Raw genomic sequence first — 15,164 nt, 5'->3', positions numbered from 1 at the left:
AGATGATGGAAGGAATGGTGAGTGATTATGAAAACAGTAATTGTTGGTGGTGTGGCCGGTGGCGCTTCTGCAGCAGCCCGACTACGACGTTTGGATGAACAGGCAGAAATTGTATTGTTAGAAAAGGGATGCTTTATTTCTTTTGCCAATTGTGGCTTGCCCTATTATATTGGGGGAACCATCAGTGATCGGTCTGCTTTGACTCTGCAGACACCGGGTTCCTTTAACGCCCGGTTTAATGTGGACGTCCGGGTGGAAAACGAAGTCATCGCCATCGACCCGGTAGCCCACCGAGTGACGGTGCTTAATCGGGGGAATAATAAAACCTATACGGAAAGTTATGACAAGCTCATTCTTTCCATGGGGGCAGAGCCCATTGTCCCGCCCATTGCCGGGGCAGATCTGGAGGGCATCTTTACCCTGCGCAATATTCCGGATACCTTGAGGATTAAAACCTATATTCAATCCACGAAGCCCAAAACAGCGGTGGTCGTCGGAGGCGGTGCCATCGGTGTGGAAATGGCGGAAAACCTGGTGGATGTGGGTACCGCAGTAACGATTGTAGAGATGGCCGACCACATCATCGCCCCTCTGGATTACGATATGGCCGCAGATGTGCAAAATTATTTGACAGAAAAGGGCATGGATATTCGAACCGGCAGTGGGGTGACCGCCATTGAAAAATCTGGCCGGGGTTTAAAGGTGACACTTTCAGATGGGGAACTGACGGCGGATATGGTTATTTTGGCCATTGGGGTCCGCCCGGATACGAAAATCGCTGTGGATGCGGGGATCAAAACCAATGCCCGGGGGGCCATTGTCGTCAATACCCAGATGCAAACCGATACCCAGGATATTTTTGCAGTGGGCGATGCGGTTGAAATCCAGAACTTTATCACCGATCGTCCAGCCATGATTCCCTTGGCGGGCCCAGCCAACAAGCAGGGGCGCATTGCCGCTGATAATGTGTGTGGACTTGGCACTGCCTATACCGGAACCCAGGGCTCTGCTGTGATTAAGGCCTTTGATATGACGGTGGCCGTTACCGGATTAACTGAAAAGGCAGCTCAGGCAGCAGGGATTGCGTACAATAAGGCTTATACTTTCTCACCCAATCATGCGGGCTATTACCCAGGGGCATCCAGTATGTCCGTAAAAGTGCTTTGGCGTCGGGATGATGAGCGGATTATTGGGGCCCAGATTGTTGGTTATGCTGGCGTGGATAAACGGGTGGATGTCCTGGCAACGGCCATCCGATTTGGGGGAAAGATTACGGATTTAACAGAACTTGAGCTCTGTTATGCCCCGCCCTTTGGATCGGCCAAGGATGTGGTCAATATGGTTGGTTTTGTGGGTGAAAACCTGGTAACCGGAAAGGTTAATCAGTTTTTCTGGGATGACGTAGACCGTCTTCCCCGGGATGGCAGTGCGACCTTATTGGATGTCCGCACCGATGCCGAAGTGGCCCGGGGAGGGATTTCAGGCTTCACCCAGATTCCACTGGACTGCCTGCGTAACCGATTGGGAGAAATTCCAAAGGATAAGCCGGTGTATCTCCATTGTCAGTCTGGGCTTCGCAGCTATATTGCCTGTCGTATTCTGATGGGAAATGGCTATGAATGCAGTCATTTAGCCGGAGGCTATCGTCTGTATGCCGCCATTGAAAAAGCCTATAAAAAGGCGTAAATAACGCCGATAAAAAACACCAAGCCAATCCTAAGGGGGCTTGGTGTTTTTTCTTAAAGGGTACAAAGTAGTGTGTTAAGTTGATTTTTATCATCCGGCCAGGTCCGGGCGTCCCTTTCGATTCGAGCCAACACCGGAAGACCGCTTAGAGTCTCGATCATCCGGGCATTATCGATGTGAATGGGATTGGTGGAATCGTAATGATTCAGGACCACACCTGCCATGGGAATCCCAAGGCTTTGCCCGTGGTGAATGGAAAGCATTGTATGATTAATGGCCCCAAGGCCACTGCCAGAAACCAATAGGACCGGACAGCCCAGGGTGAGGATTATATCCGTCAGGAGCAGTGGTGCAGGGCCATCGGTCAGGGGTGTAATCAGTCCACCAGCCCCCTCGACCACGAGGGTATCGGTGCTTTTTTTATGAATAGCAAAGTCTCGTTGGATTTTTGAAAGCTCAATGTCCTCCCCCGATTCCCTGGCCGCCAGGTGGGGGGACAGGGCCGGCCCAAAGCAATAGCTGACACAGTCACCCGGTGCCTGGTGAAGCCCTGCCATCTGACAAACCTGGGCCGCATCCCCGGGAATTAATCGACCACCCTGGGAAAGGGCACCGCTGAGGACCGGTTTGTAATAGGCGGCCTGGATACCAGTGTCCAGGAGGGCCTTCAGAAGCAGACCGCTGACATAGGTTTTACCCACATCCGTTCCCGTTCCGGCAATAAAAAGAGTCTTTCCCATTAGAGGGCTCCAATGATATAGCCTAAACGGGCCAGCATGGCCTGATCGCTTTTGACATCAATACCGTCGGTGGTGAGCATATCCCCGGTGATGGCTGCATTGGCTGCGGTGGCAAAAAGTCTTTCCCCCTTATCGGAAAGGAGTCCCCGGCCGCCAGCCAGACGCAGGGCGGCACCTGGAAGGATGAAACGATAGAGGCACACACTGCGCAGAACATCATCTTCGGAGCAGAGAGGCTGTTCTGACAGTGGCGTGCCAGGAATGGGGTTTAAAATATTAATGGGAACCGAGGTAATCTGAAGTTCCCGGAGGGTAAAGGCCATATCCAGACGGTCCTCCAGGGTTTCACCCAGGCCAAAGATCCCACCGCTGCATACCTCAAGACCAGCCTCTTTAGCCTCTAGGATGGTTCTGATTTTATCATCGTAGCGATGAGTGCTGCAGACTTTGGGAAAGAATTTACGGGAGGTTTCGAGGTTGTTATGGTAGCGGGTGACACCAGCAGCCTTCAATTTTTTAAAATCCTCAGTTTCTAAAAGGCCATGGGAGGCACACAGTTTAATGGGAAGGTCGGCGTGGATGGCTTTGTATTGGGCGGCGACGACTTCCATCTCAGGGGAGGAGAGCCGGCGTCCGGCAGTCACATTGGAAAAGCGCAGGATACCCTGGTCCCCACAATGCTTGGCTGTGTCGTAAACGGTCTGGGTGTCTAAAAGGGGATGGACTTCTGCACCGGTTTGGTAATGGGTGGATTGGGCACAGAATTTACAGTTTTCAGAGCAATGGCCGCCCTTTCCATTAATAATGGTGCAGAGATCAAAGGTATTACCGCAAAAGTGCTTTCGCAGCTGTGTGGCGGCATCTGCCAGATGATTCAGTGGGACCTGGGATAGGGCGGACGCTTCCTGACGGGTAATCTGCCCGCCCTTTAAAATTTTTTGGGTTAGGGTACTAAGCATTGATTGACCTCCGAAGGCGGGGAATCAGCCGGGTTCCTGTAATGGAGGCAATGAGGCAAAGGATCAAGTCTCCGGGAATATCCAGGGGGAAGGCGGACAAAAAGATCAACCCCAGGGGCATGGGCTCTCCCATATAAAAATTCAAAATAAAATATTTATAGGTCAGCCCAATGCCGTAGGTAATAAGAAATCCACCCAGACTGGCGATGAGGAGATGTTTGACATGTGGGGAGTCACTTTGACCAGCAATCAAACCGGTAACACCGGCTGCGACAATGAAGCCGAGGAGGTACCCGAAGCTGGGGCGAAGGATATAAGCTGGTCCGCCCCCAGCGGCAAAAATAGGAAGGCCCAGCAGTCCAATGGCGACATACACAGCAATGGAAAGGGCTCCGAGACGGGGGCCAAGGAGCATACCGGCCAGTAGAACAAAAAAGAACTGGAGGGTAAAATAGTCCAGGTTAGGAATAGGAATCTGGATAAAGGCACCAATAGCAACCAAAGCTGCAAAAAGGGCACAAAGTACCATCTTTTTAGTTTTGATTAAGGAAGGATGTTTTTCTGTCATAACGAATACCTCACAATGATTGTTTTTTATACTATAGCATACAGCACGAAGTGTGTAAACCAAAATTATAAAATGGTATACGTAAAGTGATGAATATTAGACATTTCCCATAAACTGTCAGTTTAAAAGGCAAAAATTTACAGTGGATTTTAATCTTATGTTATTATAATAATACTATCAATAAAACAATATGGAGGTATAATCATGGCATTGCTCAATACATTAAATGATTTCGCTAAAAATGTTGGTGAAAAAACCAGTGGGACTTTGGAGGCGACGAAACTTGTCACTAAGATTATGGCCCAACGAAAAATTATCACTGAAGCGGAACAAAAAATTGGAGAATATTATTATCAAAAGATTTCCGAAGAGGGTACCCCGGATGATGAAGTGAAAGCTTACTTCGACCAAATTGCGGAAATACAAGAAAATATTGATGAAATGGAAGCTCGGATTGCCGCAATAAAAGCCGCAGCTGAAAATCCCCTGGATCCAGGGAAAAAACTCTGCGCCCATTGTGGTGCCGTTATTCCGGTTAAATCAAAGTTTTGTCCGGAATGTGGTGCCCCTAATGCCGTTGAAGAGGCCACGGTGGTTGAGCCTGGGGATGAGAGCACAGAGGAAACCCAAGGGGTATCCCCAGCGGATACAGAAGGAGCAGATACCGATCATCACACAGAAGCCTAGGTTCTGAGGATTTAAACCAGCTCACATTGACCACCGCGGCTGGGCATCGATTAGAATGAAGCAATGGATTTCCGAAATGAGGGTGTACGATGGAATTAAAAATGACGTTCTGTCCTTTTTGCCAGGAAAAGCACGAGGTGGAATTGCGATGGGAAAATGAACAGTATCGGTTCGATGAGATTGTCGTGGTTTATCCCAAGGCGGTTTATTATTGCGACCGGACAAATAACGAATTCGTTAGTGCTGGACTGGAAAGTGACAATGAAGAAGCGGCCTATCGTGCCTATCTTGAGCAACATGGCCGGGTAGTCGCTGATGATTTTGAAGAAAATATCGTCTATGAGGAATTATAATTGAGGGGATAAAAAATAAATAGGGCGGTCACAAGGGAAATAGCGTATAGCTGTTGTTAATGTGATCGCCCTATTTTTATTTTAAGAGGGGGTGAATAGGAGTATCGTCACCGTCCAGCTTAAAAATAACACCCTCCAGGGGATGGAGGAGAATTTTGTTCATGTTTTGGGTTTCTCCGGTGAGGAGATTGGTGCCCAGCCGCCCTACTAAATCGGGATTTTCAAAGGGGATGTAGGCCCGTTTGTTCCGATTAAAAAGGCAAAGGAAAGCATCGTTCCCCAAGCTACGTACAAAGGCAAAGATATCGGGCTCAGAGTGTAAGGGGTACCATCGCCCGCGCTTGAAGGCCTCATACTTTGCCCGAATGGCGGTAATGGACTGATACCAGGTCAGCAGCTCCTCTTCCTCCTGCCCCCAGGGATAGGTCCCCCGGTTAAAGGGATCTTCAAAGCCCTGGCATCCGGCCTCGTCCCCATAATAAATACATGGAACCCCAGGGAAGGTCATCTGGAGCAAAGCCAGAGCCTTTAACCGCTTGAGGGCGAGTTGATACTGGGTGTCAGATAAGGAAAAGGCTTCCTTTTCTGCTTCAGTGCTTAGGGTCGGTGGGTTGCCCAGCAGGGTTAAGATCCGGGTTCGGTCATGGGACCCAATGAGATTCATGTTACCCATAAATTGCCTTCTGGGGTAATGCTCATACAAGGCCATCATTTGGCGGCCGACAGCCCCGGCATCGATTTGGCCTGTGAAAAATTCAATAAAGGTATCCCGAAAGGGATAATTCATCACCGCATCCAGCTCCTGTCCCATGAAATACCGGCGGTGCTGATTGTAGGCAACCTTTCTGGAGGCATCCTCCCAGACTTCTCCAATGAGAACGGCATCGGGCTTTTCTTCGACAAGAACCCTTTTCAGGCCGACAATAAAATCATCGGGAAGCTCATCGGCCACATCCAGGCGCCAGCCGGAAGCTCCAGCCCGTACCCAATGGCGAATGACTGAGTCTGGTCCTTCAAAGATAAAATCCTGATAGCTGGTGTCCAGTTCCTCCACATTAGGCATGGAGGTGATTCCCCACCAGGATTCATAGGTATCCGGAAATTCTGAGAAGCGATACCAGCTATGGTAAGGTGAATCCAGGGATTCGTAGGCACCCACTGCCGGGTAGTGCCCATAGCGATTAAAGTAGATACTGTCATCTCCGGTGTGGTTGAAAACACCATCCAGAATAATGCGGATGCCGCGTTTCTCGGCTTCGGTACAGAGGGTTTTAAAAAGGGATTCATCCCCAAATTCCGGTGAAATCCGGGTGTAATCAGCAGTATCGTATTTATGGTTGCTCCGGGCCTCAAAGATGGGATTCAGATAGAGGATGCTGATATGGAGGCTGGACAAATAGTCCAGCTTTTCAGTAATCCCCTCTAAGTTCCCACCAAAAAAATCCCAGTAGTCAATGGAACCATCCTTGCCCCGGAAATAATGGGGAGAATCGGACCAGCAGCCATGTACCATGGCATGGGGAAAATAGGTGGGCTGATAGGTACTCCCCTTGGCAAAACGATCGGGAAAGATCTGATACATAATGCCATCGGTATACCATCGGGGCGTCTCGTGGGATTCTTCATAAAGGGTGATTTGGAAGGAGGGGGGACAGCTTTCATAAATCTGACCCTCTCCCCCTAGGTGGTCACCCTGGGTGCCGTAGGTATAGGTTTGTCCACCAGAATCGAATCGAAAGTCGTACCAAAGCAGATCAGGCTGCTCCGGGAGGGGAAGTTTGCAGATATAGATGTCTGATCCTGGTTCTGTGGGCTGCATGTCGAAGTAGCGCTCGGTGTTTTGATAATAGGTCCGCAGTTTAATGTTGGCGGCATCTTCGGCATACACTTTGATGGTAACAAGCGAGCCCGTCGGAAGGGCTCCGAAGGGCTCGCGGAATGCTAAATCCCAGGAATTATGTCGGAAGTTAATCAAACCAGCTTACCGGCAACTTTTTTGTAATAATAAAGATAGGTTTGTGCGGACTGGGACCAATCAAAGTTTGTTTTTGAGGCATTGTTGACTAACGTTTTCCAAAGCTCCGGATAGTCGTAGTATAAACCGACCGCAGTCTGGATGGTGTAAAGCATATCGTGGGCGTTATAGGTGGCAAAGCCATAGCCATTGCCTTCTCCGGTGTCCCCGTTGAAATACTGGACCGTGTCCTTGAGGCCTCCGGTTTGCCGGACAATGGGAATGCTGCCGTAGCGCATGGCGATCATCTGGGAGAGGCCGCAGGGTTCGAATTTAGAGGGCATGAGGAATAGATCACTACCGGCATAAATTTTCCGGGAGAGGCCTTCATTAAAATCAATGATGGTGCGCATCTTATCCGGATAGGTGTAGGCCACCTCCCGCAGAAGATTTTCATAGGCCGGATCACCAGTGCCCAGAATAACCAGCTGGATATCCATCTGCAAAATTTCATGGATAACCGCAGCCACCAGGTCTAAGCCCTTCTGTTCTACCAGACGGGTAATCATGGCAACCATGGGCTTATTGGCGGTAACCGGTAAATCCAGTTCCTCCTGGAGGGCCAGCTTGTTTTCGGTTTTCTTTTTCAGAGAGCGGGTATAGTTCACATAGATGGCAGGATCGGTTTGGGGGTTGTATTCCTTCTCGTCGATACCGTTTAAGATGCCCACTTCCTTGTCTGCTATATCCCGGATGACGCCATCCAGACCTTCGCCGTAAAAGGGATCCTTTATTTCTTCGGCGTAGGAGGGGCTGACGGTGGTCACTAAATCTGAGGTGTACAGCGCCCCCTTCATCAAATTGATCTTTTTATAGTATTCCATTGCGGCCGGGAAATAATCGAAATTCAGCAGATGCTGTAAATCGTCAAAGCCATAAAGCCCCTGGTATTTCATATTGTGGATGGTAAAAATACTGCGGGTATTCAGATAATGCCACTGATACTGCTCCTTTAGAAGATAGGGAATCAGTGCTGTTTGCCAGTCGTGGCAATGGAGGATATCCGGATAAAAATCAATGTAAGGAATGGCCTCCAGAACTGCCCGGCAAAAATAGATGAAGCGCTCCCCATCGTCGTAGTACCCATAAAGCTCAGGACGTTTGAAATAATACTCATTATCCAAAAAGTAATAGGTTACGCCATCCATGCGGTATTTCTGAATACCGACATATTGGTCTGTGCGGCCAATGGTTACGTAGAAAATATCCAATAGCTTGAATTCTTTACTATATTTTTCTGGAATACAGGCATATTTGGGCAGAATAACCCGTATATCAACCTCGTCCTTGGGGAAGGCCTTGGGCAGAGCACCCACCACGTCACCCAGCCCGCCACTTTTGGCGAAGGGGTAACACTCTGGTGCGGCGAATAATACCTTAAGCTTATCCATGGTTAAATTCTCCTCCCTTTTCGTAAAATAATGGGATTATCTTTGGTTCCAATGAGGGTCGCGTTATCCCGGATTTTGACATCCTTATCGAAGATGACGTATTTTAGCTTAACGTTTTCTCCAATTTCTGCTTTTTGCATGATAATACTATTGGTGATTTCAGAATTATGGCCAATACGGCTGTCCCGGAAGACAATGCTTTTATAGATATCTCCGTCAATCTGGCACCCAGACCCAATAATGGAGTTGGTAACCAGGGAGCCATCTTCATACAGGGTCGGATGATTATCCTTAATCTTGGTATAAATGGGGTTATCACCCAGGAACAATGCCTTCATAATGTCGAAGTCAAGAAGATCCATATTGGACTCCAGGTATTTCTGCAGATTATGGACCCGGTTAATGTAGCCGATGTGTGGGGCACCGAAGACCCGGAGGGTATCGATGTTATTGCGGATGGTATCCATCAAATCCCATTCCCCCAGGCGTCCTGCAGTATCCAAAAGGCTCAACAGAATATCTTTTTTGATAATCAGCATATCCGCATAACAGTGATCGGTCATCCCCTCGGATTTATAGGTGATATCCGTCACCCGGTATTTGTCAAAGCTGACAAAGGCATCATTCTCGTTAAAGCTAAAGGAGGGAATGGTTTTTTTAAAGATCAGGGTAACATCGCTGTTGTTGGTCTTATGAATTTTATAGGCTGGGTTAAAGTCAAAGCTGGTGATGAGATTTGGGGCTGAAATAATGACATCATCCACGTCTGAACGGTCGAGAAAGCTCCGGTTATTGTAGAGATCCCGAACGCTGATCTTGATGTAATTGCCAAAGCGGACACTGTTGCTGCCAGCTAAAATAGAAAGATCCTGGGTCTTACGGCTGAGGGACCATTCCTTCCCTGTACCGAGATGATCGATGAGGGAGCTGTATTTATGGGAGCCCACCACCCCGATATGGTTAATGCCGGAATTAACCATGTTGGACAGGGTAAAATCGATGAGCCGGTAGCGGCCGCCAAAGGGGAGGGTGCTGATGCTGCGGTGCTGAAGCAGCTCATTTAAGTCGGTGTTATCCCCATCAATGTTTAAAATAAATCCAATTGTTCGTTTCATTTGAGTATCCCCCTTTAACTAACCATTAATGACGTGGATTTCCGACGGGTTATCGCTGTCTGTGGCCAAAATTCGGGTATCGCCCCGCACGACACCCCGGGAACCAACGATGCAGTTCTCCAGATAGGCACCATCCTCAATGACAGCACCGGTGTGGATAATCGTATTTCGGATAACCGTATTCTTCCCGATAAGAATATCGTGGGAAATGATGGAATGCTCCACCTCACCAAAAATGACGCAGCCATCACAGATGAGGCTATGGGTGACCTTGGCATCCGGTCCTATGAACTGGGGATGCCGACTGGTGTTATTGGAGTAAATTCGGAAATTTCGATCACTTAAATCAAAATTACAGGATTCGTCCAACAGGTCCATATTGGCATCGAAATAGCTTTGAATGGTTCCGACATCCCGCCAATAATCAGAGAAGGTGTAGGCGAAGAGCCGCTTCTTTTCTTCATGAAGCATGGGGATGACATTGTGTCCAAAATCATTTTCAGATTCCGGATTTTCGGCGTCGTCCATGAGGGCTTTACGCAGAACCGGCCAGCTAAAGATGTAAATTCCCATGGAAGCTTGGTTGCTCTTTGGTTCATCGGGCTTTTCCTGGAATTCCTGGATACGCTGGTCATCATTGGTACAGACAATACCAAAACGATTGGCTTCCTCCCAGGGAACATCCATTACGGCAATGGTCAGGTCGGCGGCGCGTTCTTTGTGGAATGCGATCATTTTAGAGTAGTCCATTTTATAGATATGATCACCGGATAAAATAAGGACATACTCGGGGTTGAACTGATCAATGAAGTCAATGTTTTGATAAATGGCATCGGCGGTGCCGTTGTACCAACGGCCACCCTTCTGCCCCATGTAAGGGGGAAGGATGCGGACCCCTGCACCCACTTTGTCCAAGGCCCAGGCACTCCCATCACTGATGTAATTATTAAGAATGTAGGGGCGGTATTGGGTGAGTACCCCTACGACATCGATGTCTGAATTCATGCAGTTACTAAGGGGGAAATCGATGATGCGATATTTCCCCCCAAACAGGACGGCTGGTTTGGCGTTATTAAAGGTCAAAGACCCAAGACGGCTTCCTTGTCCACCAGCTAAAAGCATTGCTACACATTCCGTATTCATGTTGCTTCCTCCCTATTCTTTAATTTTCCAAATTTCTTTTTGATAGTCTGCAATGGAACGATCACTGCTGAAAATACCTGATTTGGCGATGTTGATCGTCGACATGGATAACCATCGGGTCTGATCACGATACACTTGGCTGGAGACCTCCTGGATATCAGCGTAGGAGGCAAAATCCTTCAGTACAAAGTAGGCATCGTTATGGAGCAGCAGGGAATCGTAAATACTCTGGAAGGTTGTCCCATCCAGGAAACCATTAATGAGCTGATTCATAACCTCCTGTACCCGGGGGTCCTGCTCGTAAATGTCCAGTGAACGGTAGCCTCCGTGGGCATTAAAACCAGCGACTTCAACATCGGAAAGGCCAAAGGTGAACACATTGTCCATACCAACGGCTTCTGCAATTTCAATATTGGCACCATCCATGGTGCCCAGGGTCAGGGCACCGTTCATCATGAACTTCATATTACCAGTTCCAGAGGCTTCTTTACCCGCAGTGGAAATTTGTTCAGAAATTTCGGCAGCTGGATAGATAATTTCCGCACTGGAAACATTGAAGTTGGGGACGAACACCACCTTGAGCTTATCGCCCATTTGTGGATCATGATTGATTTTGTGGGCCAAGACATTAATGAGTTTGATAACCTCCTTTGCATAATAGTATGAAGGTGCCGCTTTACCAGCAAAGATAAAGGTTTTAGGCACGATATCCGCATTGGGATTGGAACGCAACTTGTTGTATAGGTGTATGATATGCAGGGCATTGAGCAGCTGGCGTTTGTACTCGTGGATTCGCTTAACCTGAATATCAAAAATAGAGTCCGGATTAAGGATAATGCCCTGATGTTCTTTGACGTATCGGGCGAAACGTTCCTTGTTTTGGCGTTTGACCAGGGCCAGCTTGTTTTTAAATGCCCCATCATTGGCATAGGGCAGAAGGGCTTCCAGGGCAGACAGGTTATTGGCTTCGGTCCAGGAATCCCCAATGGTATCAGTAATGAGGTCCTTCAGATCCGCATCTGCCGCCATGAGGAACCGTCTTGGCGTAACCCCATTGGTCACGGAGTGGAAGCGTTCCGGGAAGACGGCATAGAAATCTTTAAAGGTTTCTTCCCGGAGGATCTTACTGTGGAGTGCCGCCACACCATTGACGGAATGACTGCCGATAATGGCAAGGTGGGCCATGTGGACCTGACCATCCTTCAGGATGGAGATATTGTAATTCCGGGCCTCCTGATCGGGATAGAACCAGTTCATATCATTGACGAAACGTCGGTTGATTTCTTCAATGATTTGATAGACCCGGGGAAGCAGTTCTTTTAGCATATCAATGGGCCATTTTTCCAGTGCTTCTGGAAGCACGGTATGGTTGGTAAAGCTGATGGCACCCACGGTAATGTTCCAGGCATCATCCCAGGCATAGTTTTCTTCGTCAATGAGGATGCGCATGAGCTCCGGAACGCAGAGTGCGGGGTGGGTATCGTTAATATGAATACAAATCTTATCGGCAAAACCATCCATTGAGCCGTTATTATGTTTTTTGTAACGGCGGACGATGCGCTTCAGTCCCGCACAAACGAAAAAGTACTCCTGCTTCAATCGCAGCTGCTGCCCTTCAAAACCGTTATCGCTGGGATAGAGAACCTGGCTGATGGCTTCGGCTTCGGATTTACGCTGCATCGCTTTGATAAAATGGCCTTGATTAAAGGTGTTTAAATCGAAATCCTCCACAGGCTGGGCACTCCAGAGACGCAGGGAGTTCACGGTGTCATTATGATAACCCTTAATGGGGACATCGTAGGGAACGGCCAGGACGGGCTCGTAGTTTTCGTGGATGAAAACCATTTTTTCACCGACCATTTCCGTGCGGACATCCCCCTTGTATTTGACGATCACCGATTTTTCGGGTTTGGCAATTTCAAAGGGATAGCCGTTGCGCAGCCAATTATCGGCAATTTCAACCTGCTCGTTATCCACAATTTTCTGCTGGAACAGGCCGTATTTGTATCGAATACCGTTGCCGTGACCAGGAAAATCCATGGCGGCTGTCGAATCCAGGAAGCAGGCCATCAGACGGCCTAAACCCCCGTTGCCCAGGGCCGGATCGTGTTCCCGCTCTTGAATTTTTTCATAGTCCAATCCAAGCTCCCCCAGGACATCGGGGACAATGACATCCCATCCCAGATTATTGATGTAGGAGCGCAGCAGGCGGCCAATGAGGAATTCAATGGAAAAGAAGTAAATCTGCTTATCCGGATTGGTGCGGTTACGGCTGTTATTTTCCGCCCACTCCGCAGAGATGGTTTCCATGACCAGTTCGGCCAACGCATCATATTGGTTTTGAGTGGAGGATTCAGCAAATTTTTCACCTGAAACCTCTTCAACCTTTTTAATAAAGGCATCCTTAAAAATGGCTTTCTCCTTGGCAAGTGCTTTTCCAGTTAGTGTGTGTGTGTTTTTTGTCATTACTAATCCTTTCAGTGTTTCCGTGTCCCTTTAGAAGGGGATTTGGATGTATTTTTAACCGTCGTTCGACTACGGCTTTTGCCAGTAGATTTTGGAACAACAGGTTTTAGCACAAGGGCAGCTGACGGCGGAATATTCAGCGTCAGACTGCATGGTTGATTATGATAGGGGAGCTGATCTGTCCCCTTGGCAGTTTTTTTGATTTTAAAATCTGTTCCGCCATATTGAGCTTCATCACTATTGAAGACCAAGCGGTAGGTTTTATCTTCAGGGACACCAATACGGTAGTCCGTGTAGGCCTGGGGGCAGAAATTAATGAGGATGATGAGATCATCATTCGGCTGATTACCCATACGTCTAAAGATAAGAATACTTTGACCAGCATTATCCGCATCAATCCACTGGAAGCCATCCCAGCCATGGTCTTTTTCCCAAAGGGCCTTTTCCCTGGCATAAAATTTATTTAAGGCCTTGATATAGATCTGAGTAGCCTGATGCTTTTCATATTCCAGTAAAAACCATTCCAGGGATTCATAATAACGCCATTCTGTAAAGGGAGCGAATTCATTCCCCATAAAGGAGAGCTTCTTTCCTGAATGGAAATACATGTAGGCATAGAGTAAACGGAATTGATCGAACTTCATATCATAGGAGCCGAACATTTTGTCCACAATGGATTTTTTGCCATGGACGACCTCGTCATGGGATAAAGGAAGGACGAAGTTTTCGCTAAAGGCATAGGCCATGGAAAAGGTAAGCTTAGAGTGAAAGTCATTTCTGCAATAGGGGTCGGTTTCCATGTAAGAGAGGGTATCATGCATCCAGCCCATGTCCCACTTTTGATTAAAGCCCAAGCCGCCCTGGTCTACAGGCCAGCTGACCATGGGATAAGCTGTGGATTCTTCCGCCGACATGATCGCAAAGGGAAAATTTTTGAAAATGGCGGTGTTTAGGCGTCGCAAGAAATCAACGGCCTCCAGACTATCGTTGCCGCCATTTTTATTTCGGCGGTAATCATCATCGTAGCCGTAGTTGAGATAAATCATACTGGCGACCCCATCGATACGCAGGCCATCAATATGGTATTCTTCAAACCAGTAGTAGGCGTTGGAAATGAGGAAATTGACGACTTCGGGCTTGGCGTAGTCAAATTCCATGGTTCCCCATTGGGGGTGCTCCGTTGCTTCGTAGAGATTGGTACCATCAAGCTTATACAGTCCGTGGGCATCCTTACAAAAATGGCCGGGAACCCAGTCCAGAATAACGGCGATTCCCGCCCGATGGAGGGCATCCACTAAACCCATGAATTCCTGGGGCGTACCGTAGCGGCTGGTGGGGGCAAAGTAGCCCGTGAGCTGATAGCCCCAGGAGCCATCAAAGGGATGCTCCATCACCGGCATAAATTCCACATGGGTATAGTGCAGTGCTTTGAGGTAGGGGACTAATTGCTCTGCGATTTCAGTGTAGGATAACAGGCTGCCATCCTCGTGGGTCCGCCAGCTGCCCAGATGCATTTCATAAATATTGATGGGGCCGGGGGACTGTCCTTTTTTCTTCCGGGCGGAGAGCCAGGCCTGATCCTTCCAGGTATAGCCCTTGAGGTCCCAGAGAACCGATGCTGTTTTAGGCTTGACTTCACAGTGGATGCCATAGGGGTCAGCCTTAAAGGCCAGTTCGCCATCGCAACGGGTGATACAATATTTGTATAAATCCCCCATGGATAATTGATCAGTCACTAATTCCCAAACCCCGCCGGAATCATCTAGGAGGATCATGGGATGGCTCTCAGGGTCCCAATGATTAAAATTGCCCACAAGGGATACAGCCTGGGCATGGGGAGCCCAGAGCCGAAAGACCACACCGGTTTTGGTGGGGTGTGCACCGAAGAAATCATAGCTTTTGAAATAATTCCCTTCATGAAAGAGGTGTAAAGCGGTTTTCCTGTCCATTTCTATCCTCCTTGGGTTAAATATTGGTAAAATTTTGTTTAACAATAGTAATATATCGTCTTCAATATAGATATTCTACCATATAAAGTTGTA

Annotated in this window: 12 protein-coding genes; 3 read left to right on the top strand and 9 right to left on the bottom strand. The window is 48.2% G+C overall.

Translation table 11 applies throughout. The annotated features are described in order from the left end of the window. Positions 1-27 precede the first annotated feature (27 nt). Positions 28-1,686, top strand: coding sequence for an FAD-dependent oxidoreductase (locus BLU30_RS03125; protein WP_090243370.1), 1,659 nt, complete (start codon positions 28-30; stop codon positions 1,684-1,686). Between the two features lie 53 nt (positions 1,687-1,739). Here BLU30_RS03125 and bioD read toward each other — a convergent pair whose 3' ends face one another. From bioD to BLU30_RS03110, 3 genes are read right to left on the bottom strand one after another with little or no spacing between them, the layout of a single operon-like run. Further along, complete coding sequence (bioD, locus tag BLU30_RS03120) at positions 1,740-2,426, bottom strand: dethiobiotin synthase (protein WP_090243368.1); 687 nt, start codon at positions 2,424-2,426, stop codon at positions 1,740-1,742. Then, positions 2,426-3,385, bottom strand: a complete 960-nt coding sequence (bioB, locus tag BLU30_RS03115; protein ID WP_090243366.1) for a biotin synthase BioB — start codon at positions 3,383-3,385, stop codon at positions 2,426-2,428. The genes bioD and bioB overlap by 1 nt, the downstream gene beginning before the upstream one ends. Further along, positions 3,378-3,953, bottom strand: coding sequence for a biotin transporter BioY (locus tag BLU30_RS03110; RefSeq protein WP_090243364.1), 576 nt, complete (start codon positions 3,951-3,953; stop codon positions 3,378-3,380). Before BLU30_RS03110 ends, bioB begins: the two co-directional genes overlap by 8 nt. Positions 3,954-4,157: 204 nt before the next feature. On the opposite strand from BLU30_RS03110, the gene BLU30_RS03105 reads away from it, so the two are divergent. Together BLU30_RS03105 and BLU30_RS03100 are read left to right on the top strand one after the other, a co-directional pair. Further along, the gene (locus tag BLU30_RS03105) at positions 4,158-4,640 is read left to right on the top strand and encodes a zinc ribbon domain-containing protein (RefSeq protein ID WP_090243362.1); all 483 of its coding nucleotides are present in this window, start codon (positions 4,158-4,160) and stop codon (positions 4,638-4,640) included. A gap of 89 nt (positions 4,641-4,729) precedes the next feature. Further along, entirely contained in the window at positions 4,730-4,993 is a 264-nt protein-coding gene (locus tag BLU30_RS03100) for a hypothetical protein (RefSeq protein ID WP_090243360.1), read from the top strand. A gap of 76 nt (positions 4,994-5,069) precedes the next feature. On the opposite strand, the gene BLU30_RS03095 is transcribed toward BLU30_RS03100, so the two are convergent. The 6 genes from BLU30_RS03095 to glgB are packed head-to-tail and all read right to left on the bottom strand — an operon-like array spanning position 5,070 to position 15,071. Beyond that, positions 5,070-6,968 carry a glycoside hydrolase family 13 protein gene (locus BLU30_RS03095; protein ID WP_242873487.1) on the bottom strand — a complete coding sequence of 633 codons (1,899 nt, stop codon included), beginning with the start codon at positions 6,966-6,968 and terminating at the stop codon, positions 5,070-5,072. Continuing rightward, entirely contained in the window at positions 6,965-8,398 is a 1,434-nt protein-coding gene (gene glgA, locus BLU30_RS03090) for a glycogen synthase GlgA (RefSeq protein WP_090243357.1), read from the bottom strand. The genes BLU30_RS03095 and glgA overlap by 4 nt, the downstream gene beginning before the upstream one ends. Before the next feature lie 2 nt (positions 8,399-8,400). Continuing rightward, entirely contained in the window at positions 8,401-9,513 is a 1,113-nt protein-coding gene (glgD, locus tag BLU30_RS03085; RefSeq protein ID WP_090243355.1) for a glucose-1-phosphate adenylyltransferase subunit GlgD, read from the bottom strand. A gap of 18 nt (positions 9,514-9,531) precedes the next feature. After that, complete coding sequence (locus tag BLU30_RS03080; protein ID WP_090243353.1) at positions 9,532-10,656, bottom strand: glucose-1-phosphate adenylyltransferase; 1,125 nt, start codon at positions 10,654-10,656, stop codon at positions 9,532-9,534. 12 nt (positions 10,657-10,668) lie between these two features. Beyond that, positions 10,669-13,122: a glycogen/starch/alpha-glucan phosphorylase gene (locus BLU30_RS03075; RefSeq protein WP_090243351.1), complete on the bottom strand. Its 2,454-nt coding sequence runs from the start codon at positions 13,120-13,122 to the stop codon at positions 10,669-10,671. An 11-nt stretch (positions 13,123-13,133) separates the two neighbouring features. Beyond that, positions 13,134-15,071 carry a 1,4-alpha-glucan branching protein GlgB gene (gene glgB, locus BLU30_RS03070; RefSeq protein WP_090243349.1) on the bottom strand — a complete coding sequence of 646 codons (1,938 nt, stop codon included), beginning with the start codon at positions 15,069-15,071 and terminating at the stop codon, positions 13,134-13,136. Between the last annotated feature and the right edge of the window lie 93 nt (positions 15,072-15,164).

The organism is Eubacterium barkeri (assembly GCF_900107125.1).
GTDB classification, from domain to species: Bacteria; Bacillota; Clostridia; order Eubacteriales; family Eubacteriaceae; genus Eubacterium_O; species Eubacterium_O barkeri.
This window is presented reverse-complemented; position numbering and strand designations above follow the sequence as displayed.